12 protein-coding genes are annotated in these 10687 nt (G+C 60.2%); 10 read left to right on the top strand and 2 right to left on the bottom strand.

The window, feature by feature from the left end; all coding sequences use genetic code 11:
- Positions 1-35 precede the first annotated feature (35 nt).
- Positions 36-1130 (top strand): iron-sulfur cluster carrier protein ApbC, encoded by a 1095-nt coding sequence (apbC, locus tag DCO47_RS12970; RefSeq protein ID WP_116658221.1) that lies wholly within the window; start codon positions 36-38, stop codon positions 1128-1130.
- A gap of 131 nt (positions 1131-1261) precedes the next feature.
- Here the strand turns inward: apbC and DCO47_RS12975 are convergent, their stop codons facing one another.
- A complete protein-coding gene (locus tag DCO47_RS12975; protein ID WP_065616672.1) occupies positions 1262-2020 on the bottom strand; it encodes an SDR family oxidoreductase in 759 nt (252 codons plus the stop codon).
- A 163-nt stretch (positions 2021-2183) separates the two neighbouring features.
- Here DCO47_RS12975 and DCO47_RS12980 point away from each other — a divergent pair, with 163 nt between their 5' ends.
- From DCO47_RS12980 to groL, 4 genes are all read left to right on the top strand, one after another.
- The gene (locus DCO47_RS12980; protein WP_116658222.1) at positions 2184-2909 is read left to right on the top strand and encodes a HugZ family protein; all 726 of its coding nucleotides are present in this window, start codon (positions 2184-2186) and stop codon (positions 2907-2909) included.
- 71 nt (positions 2910-2980) lie between these two features.
- The gene (locus DCO47_RS12985; RefSeq protein ID WP_116658223.1) at positions 2981-3457 is read left to right on the top strand and encodes an FxsA family protein; all 477 of its coding nucleotides are present in this window, start codon (positions 2981-2983) and stop codon (positions 3455-3457) included.
- Positions 3458-3716: 259 nt separating this feature from the next.
- Positions 3717-4010 carry a co-chaperone GroES gene (locus DCO47_RS12990; protein ID WP_007916610.1) on the top strand — a complete coding sequence of 98 codons (294 nt, stop codon included), beginning with the start codon at positions 3717-3719 and terminating at the stop codon, positions 4008-4010.
- 50 nt (positions 4011-4060) lie between these two features.
- Positions 4061-5707, top strand: a complete 1647-nt coding sequence (gene groL / locus DCO47_RS12995; RefSeq protein ID WP_064365078.1) for a chaperonin GroEL — start codon at positions 4061-4063, stop codon at positions 5705-5707.
- A gap of 188 nt (positions 5708-5895) precedes the next feature.
- On the opposite strand, the gene DCO47_RS13000 is transcribed toward groL, so the two are convergent.
- The gene (locus tag DCO47_RS13000) at positions 5896-6639 is read right to left on the bottom strand and encodes a phosphatase PAP2 family protein (RefSeq protein ID WP_116658224.1); all 744 of its coding nucleotides are present in this window, start codon (positions 6637-6639) and stop codon (positions 5896-5898) included.
- Between the two features lie 209 nt (positions 6640-6848).
- On the opposite strand from DCO47_RS13000, the gene colR reads away from it, so the two are divergent.
- The 5 genes from colR to DCO47_RS13025 all read left to right on the top strand — a co-directional run bounded on the left by colR (position 6849) and on the right by DCO47_RS13025 (position 10575).
- Complete coding sequence (colR, locus tag DCO47_RS13005) at positions 6849-7532, top strand: two-component system response regulator ColR (RefSeq protein ID WP_016773421.1); 684 nt, start codon at positions 6849-6851, stop codon at positions 7530-7532.
- Entirely contained in the window at positions 7522-8805 is a 1284-nt protein-coding gene (locus DCO47_RS13010; protein ID WP_042607353.1) for a HAMP domain-containing sensor histidine kinase, read from the top strand. The genes colR and DCO47_RS13010 overlap by 11 nt, the downstream gene beginning before the upstream one ends.
- Positions 8806-8956: 151 nt before the next feature.
- Positions 8957-9625 carry a class I SAM-dependent methyltransferase gene (locus tag DCO47_RS13015; RefSeq protein ID WP_042607352.1) on the top strand — a complete coding sequence of 223 codons (669 nt, stop codon included), beginning with the start codon at positions 8957-8959 and terminating at the stop codon, positions 9623-9625.
- A gap of 3 nt (positions 9626-9628) precedes the next feature.
- Positions 9629-10345, top strand: coding sequence for a lipopolysaccharide kinase InaA family protein (locus tag DCO47_RS13020; protein WP_116658225.1), 717 nt, complete (start codon positions 9629-9631; stop codon positions 10343-10345).
- A gap of 2 nt (positions 10346-10347) precedes the next feature.
- A complete protein-coding gene (locus DCO47_RS13025; RefSeq protein WP_042607350.1) occupies positions 10348-10575 on the top strand; it encodes a hypothetical protein in 228 nt (75 codons plus the stop codon).
- The last annotated feature ends 112 nt before the right edge of the window (positions 10576-10687 follow it).

Consider the following 10687-nt stretch of genomic DNA (forward strand, 5'->3'; position numbering starts at 1 on the left):
CGCCATCCTTTCCAGTCTTGTTATCGGAGTTGCCCATGAGCGCCGTCACTCGCGCAGCGGTGGAAGCCGTCCTCAGCCAATACACCGACCCTTATCTGAACCAGGACCCGGTCAGCGCCGGTTGCGTGAAAAACATCGAGGTCATCGGTGACCGCGTCAATATGCAGATGGAAATCGGCTATGCCGCGGGGCTGTTCAAGAGCGGTTGGGCGCAGATGCTGCAACTGGCAATCGAAAATCTCGACGGCGTCACGGCAGCGAAAGTCGAGGTCACCAGCGTGATCGCCGCGCACAAGGCCCAGGCGCAGATTCCGGGGCTGGCCAACGTCAAGAACGTCGTCGCTGTCGCTTCCGGCAAGGGCGGCGTGGGCAAATCCACCACCGCTGCCAACCTCGCGCTGGCACTGGCCCGCGAAGGCGCCAAGGTCGGCATCCTCGACGCCGATATCTACGGCCCGAGCCTGGGCATCATGTTCGGCATCCCCGAGCGCACCCGCCCGGAAATCAAGGATCAGAAGTGGTTCGTGCCGCTCAAGGCCCACGGTGTGGAAGTCATGTCGATGGCATTCCTGACCGACGACAACACGCCGATGGTCTGGCGCGGGCCGATGGTTTCCGGGGCGCTGCTGCAACTGGTCACGCAGACTGCGTGGGGCGATCTGGATTACCTGGTCATCGACATGCCACCAGGCACCGGCGACATCCAGCTGACCCTGGCGCAGAAAGTCCCGGTGGCGGGCGCGGTCATCGTCACCACGCCGCAGGATCTGGCGCTGCTCGATGCACGCAAAGGCGTGGAAATGTTCCGCAAGGTCAACATTCCGGTGCTGGGCGTGGTGGAAAACATGGCCGTGCACATCTGCTCGAACTGCGGGCATGCCGAGCATCTGTTCGGTGAAGGTGGCGGTGAGAAGCTGGCCACCCAGTACGGCGTCGAACTGCTGGCCTCGCTGCCGCTGTCGATGCTGATCCGCGAACAGGCCGACGGCGGCAGGCCAACCGTGATCGCCGAGCCGGACAGCCAGATCGCCATGGTCTATCAGGAACTGGCCCGTCACGTCGGCGCGCGCATTGTGTTGCAGGAAGCCGTTACGCCGGCGATGCCGAACATCACCATCAGCGACGATTGATCAATTCGCAACACCGATAACCCTGTAGGAGTGAGCCTGCTCGCGATTGCGGTCGTTCATTCAACGCATCTGTTGAATGTTAATCCGCTATCGCGAGCAGGCTCACTCCTACAGTGGTTTTGTGGTGGGGCTTAGATCCGCAACCCGCCATCCATCTCCAGAATCCGCCCGGTGTAATAGTCGTTCTCAAAGATATACGCCGCCGAATGGGCGATCTCTTCCGGCTTGCCCATGCGCTTGAGCGGAATACCCGAGGTCATCTTCTCCAGTGCTTCCGGTTTCATGCCCAGGGTCATCTCGGTTTCGATGAAGCCCGGCGCAATGCCCGCGACGCGAATGCCGTAACGCGCCAGCTCTTTGGCCCAGGTCACGGTCGCCGCCGCTACGCCAGCCTTGGCCGCCGAGTAGTTGGTCTGGCCGACGTTACCCGCGCGGGAGATCGACGAAATATTGATGATCGCGCCGCTGTTCTTCAGCTCGACCATTTTCGCCGCGACTTCACGGGTGCAGAGGAACACGCCGGTCAGGTTGACGTCGATCACCGCCTGCCACTGGGCGAGGCTCATCTTGCTCATCTCGCCGTCCTTGACCTTCAGCAGCAGACCATCGCGCAGGATCCCGGCGTTGTTGATCAAGCCGTGGATGGCGCCGAAGTCTTCGGCCACTTGCGCGACCATGTGCTCGACCTGTTCTTCATTGGCGACGTTGCACAGGTAGCTGCGCGCGTCGACACCCTTGGCTTTGCAGGCGGCCACGGCGTCGTCGAGTTTTTCCTGATTCAGATCGACCAGGGCCAGTTTCGCGCCCTTGCCGGCGAAATACTCGGCCATGGAGCGGCCCAAACCCTGGCAACCGCCGGTGATAATGATTACTTTGTCGTTGAGTTGCATTCGCATGTCCCGCTGGCAGGTCTGAGTTGTTTTTGTTGTCGGCAACGCTCGATGGCACCGGTCCGGGGCTGGTTGCACAAGAACATTTGCCCGATGCGCGCCGGTTACTTTTCGCTGCGCGCCTGTCCGTTTTCTAGACGGAACCTATTTAAGGAGTCACAAATTGAGCGCTGAAGTGGCGAAGAATGCCCGAGAATTGCTTCTCAAGGAATACCGTGGAGTGCTGTCGACCCATTCCAGATCGATGCCGGGTTTTCCCTTCGGCTCGGTTGTGCCGTATTGCCTGGACGAGCAGGGCCGGCCGCTGATTCTGATCAGCCGCATCGCCCAGCACACCCACAACCTGCAGAAAGATCCGAAGTGCTCGATGCTGGTGGGCGAGCGCGAGGCCGACGATGTGCAGGCGGTCGGGCGTCTGACCTATCTGGCGCAAGCGCAGAAGCTCGAAGACCCGGCAGCCATCGAGGCCGCCGCCGAACGTTATTACCGCTATTTCCCAGACTCGCAGAATTATCACCAGGCTCATGATTTCGATTTCTGGGTGCTCGATCCGGTGCGCCATCGCTACATCGGCGGGTTTGGCGCGATCCACTGGGTCGACCATCTGGTCCTGGCCAACCCGTTCGCCGGCAAGGCGGAAATCAGCATGGTCGAGCACATGAACAGCGACCACGCCAAAGCCATCGCCCATTACGTCGCGCTGGCGGGGCTGCCGAACAGCGAGCCGGCGCAACTGGCCGGCATCGACAGCGAAGGCATGCACCTGCGCATCGGTCAGGCGCTGTACTGGTTACCCTTCGCGGCGCCATGTAATACGCCGACACAAGTGCGCGAGGCCTTGGTTTCATTGGCTCACGCCGAGGTCTGGCCAAAAAAACCGGATTCTTAAGGTTGAATTCACGCAAGGGCGACGTCATCTAAGGCTTACTGCAAGGCATTTCTTGCGTTGAGGAAACTTTGATGCGCCCTTTTCTGTTGCTCTTTCTGCTGTTTCCAGTGCTGGAGCTGTTCGTATTCGTCAAAGTGGCAGGCTCTATCGGGTTCTTCCCGGCCCTGCTGCTGATCATTCTCGGCTCGATGTTCGGTGTGTTCGTGCTGCGCGTCGCCGGTCTGGCCACCGCATTGCGTGCCCGGGAAAGCCTGAACCGCGGCGAATTGCCCGCGCAGACCATGCTCGAAGGCCTGATGCTGGCGCTGGCCGGCGGCCTGTTGATCATCCCCGGCTTCATCAGTGATGTGGTCGGTCTGGTGATGCTGTTGCCGGTCACCCGCCGTCTGCTGGCAAACAAGATGCGTCAGCGCGCCGAAGACCAGGCCATGCGCCAGCGCGCCTTCGCCGACGACCTGCAACCCCGTGGCGGCCCGGCACCGCGCGAGCCGCTGGGGCGAGAGCCGAATGTGATCGAAGGCGAGTTCGAGCACCGCGACACCAAGTGACATCAGCATCGACACGGCACCTGCGGGTGCCGTGCTCGTTTATGGCTGTTATTTACCGTGTCTGGATGAAAAATTTTTTCCGCCAGCCCTTGTAATCGGCTTGTACGCCCCTATGTATCGGTCACCGAAAGGTTTCCGGTATTTGAACCGGACAGACTTCCGCGGTTCGCTCGACGAATCGCGACCGGCGCAGGCCGGATTTGTTAAACCCGCCGGGACTACACCGGCCGATGAAAACCACAATTAGGAGAGATCGACAATGAAGCTTCGTCCTCTGCATGACCGCGTCGTTATCCGTCGCAGCGAAGAAGAAAAGAAAACCGCTGGCGGTATCGTCCTGCCAGGTTCGGCTGCTGAAAAAGCCAACCACGGTGTGATTCTCGCTGTAGGCCCGGGCAAAGCTCTGGAAAACGGTGAAGTGCGTGCACTGTCCGTGAAGGAAGGCGACAAGGTTGTGTTCGGTCCCTACTCCGGCAGCAACACTGTGAAAGTCGATGGCGAAGACCTGCTGGTAATGAGCGAGAACGAAATTCTCGCGGTTATCGAAGGCTGATACTCCCGTTCATTTTCCCGTTACTACAAAGTATTTAAGGAATATCGATCATGGCTGCTAAAGAAGTTAAGTTCGGCGATGCCGCCCGCTCCAAGATGCTCAAAGGCGTCAACGTTCTGGCTGACGCGGTAAAAGCGACCCTGGGCCCGAAAGGCCGTAACGTGATCCTCGAGAAGAGCTTCGGCGCTCCGACCATCACCAAGGACGGCGTTTCCGTCGCCAAAGAGATCGAACTCGAAGATCGCTTCGAAAACATGGGCGCGCAGCTGGTCAAAGACGTTGCCTCCCGTGCCAACGATGACGCTGGTGACGGTACTACCACCGCTACCGTTCTGGCTCAGTCGATCGTCAACGAAGGCCTGAAAGCCGTCGCTGCCGGCATGAACCCGATGGACCTCAAGCGCGGCATCGACAAGGCGACCATCGCCATTGTCAAAGAGCTCAAAGCCCTGTCCAAGCCATGCGCTGACTTCAAGGCCATCGCTCAGGTAGGCACCATCTCGGCCAACTCCGACAACTCCATCGGCGACATCATTGCCGAAGCCATGGAAAAAGTCGGTAAAGAAGGCGTGATCACCGTTGAAGAAGGCTCGGGCCTGGAAAACGAACTGTCGGTTGTAGAAGGCATGCAGTTCGACCGTGGCTACCTGTCGCCATACTTCGTCAACAAGCCGGACACCATGGTTGCCGAGCTCGACGGCCCGCTGATCCTGCTGGTCGACAAGAAGATCTCGAACATCCGCGAAATGCTGCCAGTGCTGGAAGCCGTTGCCAAAGCCGGCCGTCCACTGCTGATCGTGGCCGAAGACGTTGAAGGCGAAGCCCTGGCGACTCTGGTTGTGAACAACATGCGTGGCATCGTCAAAGTCGCTGCCGTCAAGGCACCGGGCTTCGGCGACCGTCGCAAGGCCATGCTGCAGGACATCGCTGTTCTGACCGGCGGTACCGTGATCTCCGAAGAGATCGGTCTGAGCCTGGAAAGCACCACCCTGGAGCACCTGGGTAACGCCAAGCGCGTGACCCTGTCCAAGGAAAACACCATCATCGTTGACGGTGCTGGCGTACAGGCAGACATCGAAGGCCGTATCGCTCAGATCCGTGCCCAGGTTGCCGAAACGTCCTCGGACTACGACCGTGAAAAACTGCAAGAGCGTCTGGCCAAGCTGTCCGGCGGCGTTGCAGTGATCAAGGTTGGCGCTGGTTCCGAAGTTGAAATGAAAGAGAAGAAAGCCCGCGTTGAAGACGCCCTGCACGCAACCCGTGCAGCCGTTGAAGAAGGCGTGGTACCTGGCGGTGGCGTGGCGCTGATCCGTGCTCTGGAAGCACTGACCGAGCTGACCGGCGACAACGCTGACCAGAACGTCGGTATCGCTGTGCTGCGTCGCGCTGTTGAAGCGCCGCTGCGTCAGATCGCTGCCAACTCCGGTGACGAGCCAAGCGTAGTCGTCAACGAAGTGAAGAACGGCAAAGGTAACTTCGGTTACAACGCTGCTTCCGGCGAATACGGCGACATGATCGAAATGGGCATCCTGGACCCAACCAAGGTAACCCGTTCGGCTCTGCAAGCCGCAGCTTCGATCGGCGGTCTGATCCTGACCACCGAAGCAGCTGTTGCCGACGCACCGAAGAAAGAAGGTGCAGCGGGCGGCGGCATGCCAGACATGGGCGGCATGGGTGGCATGGGCGGCATGATGTAAGCCAGCCCTGGCCCTGTAACGCAAAACCCCGCTGGCGAAAGTCAGCGGGGTTTTTTATTGCCCGAATCTCAGAGTTACCCACATCCCCTGTGGGAGCGAGCCTGCTCGCGAAAGCGGTTTTTCATCCGGCATATAAGCCAGTTGACCCGATCATTCGCGAGCAGGCTCGCTCCCACAGGTTCCCCATTTCAGGCGTTGATAGGGTGTGGAGTTGCAGTCGCCGCAGTCTTGCCTGCCGGGCGATAAAGCACCCAGTAATAGGCCCCCAGACAAATCAGCCAGCAGAAGATCGCCGTCCATACGTTGTGCGAAAAGAAGTGCGCGCCCTGCATCATGCGGCTGATCGAGAACACCGAGCCCAGCGCGAAGGCAAATACAAACGCCAGCCGTGCCAGCCGGGGACGGCGGTCGCGCAGCACGAAGAACAACGCAAACAAGGTGAACCCGGTCGCTGCATGGCCACCCGGCCAGCAACGCCCGGGCTTGTCGGTGGCGGGACGATGCTCCATCAGTTTGCTGTAGGTTTCATGGCCGCCGAATTGCTCCAGACTCCATGGGCACTGCACCGCGGTAACGGCTTTGACCGGAGTGACGAACGAAGTGGCCAATCCCAGCGATAGCACCAGACAGCCCAATTCACGCTTGAACGGTTTCAGCCGTTCGATGAAAAACGCGCCGATGAAACCGAGGATGGCAAATACCGAGAAGCCGATCACCACCTGTTTCGCCCGGTCATGCAGGATGTCTTCGAGAAAATAGCTGTGCCGCCCGATGAAATCACCGGCGACCGGGTCGTAGAACATTCGCGCCAGAACCATGTCCAGATCGGTCAGTTCCAGCAACAGCAGAATGATCGCCGCCGCTGCGGGAATGCCCAGACACAACCACCCGTTCAGTGGTCTTGAAGCGGGAAGGGCAGAGGTCGACACCATGGCAGATTCCTTGGTCGATGAAGGGAGTGGAGAGAGCGAGATCGCGCGGAGTCTGCGCGCGGTGGCGTTGGCGATTCGTTAATCGAAAGTGAAAAAAACGTCGGGTAGCGCAATGCGCGGGTTTATCCAACGGCCCCTAGCCCTGAGCCACACTTGGCCGTAAGCTGCGCGGGCCAAGACGGCCGTTACCCCGTTCGGAGGAGGTGCCCATGCGAATTCTGCTGGTCGAAGACAACCGTGACATCCTGGCCAATCTGGCCGATTACCTGGGCATGAAAGGCTATACCGTCGATTGCGCCCAGGATGGTCTGTCCGGTCTGCATCTGGCGGCAACCGAGCATTACGACCTGATCGTGCTCGACATCATGCTGCCCGGCATCGACGGCTACACCTTGTGCAAGCGCCTGCGTGAAGATGCCCGGCGCGACACTCCGGTGATCATGCTCACTGCGCGCGATCAACTCGACGACCGGCTGCAGGGCTTCAAGTCCGGTGCCGACGATTACCTGATCAAACCGTTCGCCCTGTCCGAACTGGCGGCGCGCGTCGAAGCGGTCATGCGCCGTGCCCAAGGCGGCGGTCGCCGCGCGTTGCAGGTCGGTGATCTGAGCTACGACCTCGACACCCTGGAAGTGACCCGTGAAGGCAAGCTGCTCAAGCTCAACCCGGTCGGCCTCAAGTTGCTCGCGGTGCTGATGCAGAAGAGCCCGCACGTCCTGCGTCGGGAGATTCTCGAAGAAGCGCTGTGGGGCGACGACTGCCCGGACAGCGACAGCCTGCGCAGCCATGTTCACCAGTTGCGCCAGGTGATCGACAAGCCATTCGCCAAGCCACTGCTGCACACCGTGCACGGTGTCGGTTATCGCTTGGCCGAGGGCCGAGATGGAGTTTAAGCAGAGCCTTTCCCAGCGGATCATCATCGCCTTTGCGCTGATGAGCGCACTGGTGGCCGGCGCTTTCGCCATGGGCATCGTGGCGACGGTGCACCTGGTGGAAGAGAAATTGATTTCCGCAGGGCTGGGCGGCGACCTGCAACGCCTGCTGCTGATGGACAACGTCTCGGACTGGAGCCATCGCCCGGAGCCGGATCAGCTGTTCTATTTCAGCGGCGGGCCCGGGGATTTCGAGCTGCCCAAGGATTTGCGGCATCTCGATGCAGGTTTCCACGAAGTGTTTCGCGAGCAGCTGTCCTATCACGCCATGGTCGAAGTGGTCGATGGCCGGCGCTACGTGCTCCTGCAGGATCAGAGCGATTTCGAAGAGCGCGAGCGCGTGCTGTTCGCCGTGGTGCTGGTGGGCTTCGTGCTCAGTCTGGCGCTGGCGGTGTTTCTCGGCTGGGTGCTCGCGCGCAAGGTGATGGCGCCGGTGGTGCGGCTGGCCCGGCAGGTGCGCCATCGCGATCAGTTGCTCGGCCTGGCGCCACCCTTGGCACCGGATTACGCCGCGGATGAAGTCGGTGAACTGGCAGTGGCGTTCGATGCCACGCTGGGCCGGTTGCGTCAGGCGTTGACCCGCGAGCGGCTGTTCACCAGCGACGTCAGCCATGAATTGCGCACGCCGCTGATGGTCCTCGCCAGTTCCTGCGAACTGCTGTTGGAAAACCCCGGCATCGATCAGCGCGGCCGCGCCCAGGTCGAGCGTATCGCCCGCGCCAGCGAGGAGATGCGCGAGCTGGTGCAGACCTTCCTGACGCTGGCGCGCGCGCAGAACGAAGAGGCCGGGGCCGCGCCGCAGCAGAACCTCACGCAAGTGGCCGAAAGCCTGCTGTGCCTGTGGCGCGAGCCGATCGAGCGCAAGGGCCTGACGCTGATGTTCGAGGCAGGCAACCCCCCAGACACCCGTTACAACGCGACCTTGCTCAACGCGGTGATGGGCAATTTGCTGCGCAATGCACTGCATTACACCGAGCAGGGTTTCATTCGCCTGACCCTCACCGCCAACGGCTTCGCCGTCGAGGACTCGGGCGTGGGCATTCCCGAGGAAAAACGCGAGGCGATGTTCGAGCCATTTGTGCGCGGCAGCGAGAAGCGGGGCGAGGGTCTGGGCCTGGGGTTATCGCTGGTGCAGCGCATCTGCGAAAACCAGGGCTGGACGGTCAGCCTGAGCACAATGGAGCCCAATGGCTGCCGATTCGAGGTAGATCTTGGCGTGAATGCAGGCAAATAGTGTCTCGAGCCTACTCCCGCCCACCTGTCTAAATCCTGTATAACGTTGTAATACTTTGCAGATTTACCTGACAGAATTTTCACAATTGGATGACCTGACGCTGACACGTCGCTGCCTAAGGTGACGTCATCAGAACTCAGGAGTCCAGACGATGGCCGGCCCGATCAAGCTCGATTTTTCCGAAAAGTACGACGACCAACACGCACAACGCTACCTGCGCAAGCACAAGGAGAGCCTTGGCCGCCGCCTGTCGCACTGGCGCGACGAGCAATTGGGGCGCAAGGCCCTGGCGCTGGCGGGGGATCCCGGGCTGGTGCTGGACCTGCCCTGCGGTGCAGGGCGCTTCTGGCCGATGCTCGCGGAAAAGCCCAATCGGGTAATTATCGGTGCGGACAATTCCGAGTCGATGATCAATACGGCGCTGCAAGGTCAGCCGGCCGAGGTGGTCAAGCGCGTACAACCGCTGCACACCTCGGCATTCGATATTGCTCTGCCGGATAACGCGGTCGACAGCATCTTCTGCATGCGTCTTCTTCACCACATCGGTGAAGCCGAGCACCGTAAGGTGATCCTGCGTGAATTCGAGCGGGTTACCCGTGACAGCGTGATTGTTTCATTGTGGGTCGACGGCAACTTCAAAGCCTGGAAGCGCAAACGTGCTGAGCTGGACCGGCCAAATCGCGATTACCAGAATCGCTTTCTGATTCCGGCAACGACGATCGAGAAAGAATTTGAACAGGCGGGTTTCCGCATTCAGGAACAACTGGACTTTATACCGCTCTATGCGATGTGGCGGGTTTACGTATTACGCAAGAGGTAGAGGATGGCAGTGCAAGCAGCGGTTGGAGCGGGTGTCGCTCCACAGGATGGTTTCGATTATTACTGGGCCCAGCGCGGCGAATGGGTTGAAGAGCCCAACGTGCGCCGCGGCGGTGAAAGTGGTGTGCAGCGTGTCGTCGGCCGTGACGGCCAGTTGCTGTACGCCAAGCGCCAGACCGGGCACATCTATCGCAGCTGGTTGCACCCGTTCGGTCGCCCGACCGTATTGCGTGAACTCGATGCACTGACCGGCGTGAGCAAGCTCGGTGTGCGGGTTCCGCAGATCGTTTTTTGCGGCGCTCAACCGGATCCGCAGCACAAGTGGCGGGCCCTGCTTGTCACCAGATCGCTCGACGGCTTTCAGGAACTGGAACACTGGCTGGCCGCTGCTGGTGGCCGCGATCAATGTGGCGACGTGGTTTACGAGCGTGTCCTCAAGGACCTCGCCGAGAACCTGGCGCGCATGCACAAGGGTCGCTGGCAGCACAGCTGCATCTACATCAAGCACGTGTTCGTGCGGGTGATCGGTGAAGGTGAAGCGGCGCAGGTTGAAGTGGCGCTGATCGATCTGGAGAAGTGCCGCCAGCGCCTGACCGCCTATCGCGCCGCGCAGCATGACATGAAGCAGCTGCGTCGCCATTCGTCGTTCCGCGATGCCGACTGGAAAAAACTCGTCTACTTTTATGAGACGGCGTTTGGCAGCGCTATCAAAGGTTTATAGCGATGAAACTCGAAATTGCACGAGGTTTGTTCCTGGTTGGGGCCTTGGCAGTTGCTTCACTGGCGGTGGCTGCCTGGGAGCAGCCGCGCATGCAGGTCATAGGAGCGTCCGGGAACGACGCTTTCTGTTCGGTTCCACGGGTGGCCAAGGCCTCCGTGGCGACCCAGCCCGATCATGATTTGTTGTTGTTCATGTTCGGACTGTCCCAGGGAATGAGGCCAGCCAGTTGAAACGAATGAAGCCCAAATAAAAGGCCTCGCAAATGCGAGGCCTTTTTTTTACACACCGCTCCCCCTGTAGGAGTGAGCCTGCTCGCGATAACGGTGTGTCAGTCAACATTAG

Source organism: Pseudomonas sp. NDM (assembly GCF_003105095.1).
Classification (GTDB): Bacteria; Pseudomonadota; Gammaproteobacteria; order Pseudomonadales; family Pseudomonadaceae; genus Aquipseudomonas; species Aquipseudomonas moraviensis_A.

Excerpts from the sequence above, each read along its gene's own strand:
- DCO47_RS13025 (WP_042607350.1), top strand. The coding sequence starts at position 10,348 with ATGAAACTCGAAATTGCACGAGGTTTGTTCCTGGTTGGGGCCTTGGCA.
- DCO47_RS13015 (WP_042607352.1), top strand. The coding sequence starts at position 8,957 with ATGGCCGGCCCGATCAAGCTCGATTTTTCCGAAAAGTACGACGACCAA.
- groL (WP_064365078.1), top strand. The coding sequence starts at position 4,061 with ATGGCTGCTAAAGAAGTTAAGTTCGGCGATGCCGCCCGCTCCAAGATG.
- DCO47_RS13010 (WP_042607353.1), top strand. The coding sequence starts at position 7,522 with ATGGAGTTTAAGCAGAGCCTTTCCCAGCGGATCATCATCGCCTTTGCG.
- DCO47_RS13020 (WP_116658225.1), top strand. The coding sequence starts at position 9,629 with ATGGCAGTGCAAGCAGCGGTTGGAGCGGGTGTCGCTCCACAGGATGGT.
- DCO47_RS13000 (WP_116658224.1), bottom strand. The coding sequence starts at position 6,639 with ATGGTGTCGACCTCTGCCCTTCCCGCTTCAAGACCACTGAACGGGTGG.
- DCO47_RS12975 (WP_065616672.1), bottom strand. The coding sequence starts at position 2,020 with ATGCAACTCAACGACAAAGTAATCATTATCACCGGCGGTTGCCAGGGT.
- apbC (WP_116658221.1), top strand. The coding sequence starts at position 36 with ATGAGCGCCGTCACTCGCGCAGCGGTGGAAGCCGTCCTCAGCCAATAC.
- colR (WP_016773421.1), top strand. The coding sequence starts at position 6,849 with ATGCGAATTCTGCTGGTCGAAGACAACCGTGACATCCTGGCCAATCTG.
- DCO47_RS12985 (WP_116658223.1), top strand. The coding sequence starts at position 2,981 with ATGCGCCCTTTTCTGTTGCTCTTTCTGCTGTTTCCAGTGCTGGAGCTG.
- DCO47_RS12990 (WP_007916610.1), top strand. The coding sequence starts at position 3,717 with ATGAAGCTTCGTCCTCTGCATGACCGCGTCGTTATCCGTCGCAGCGAA.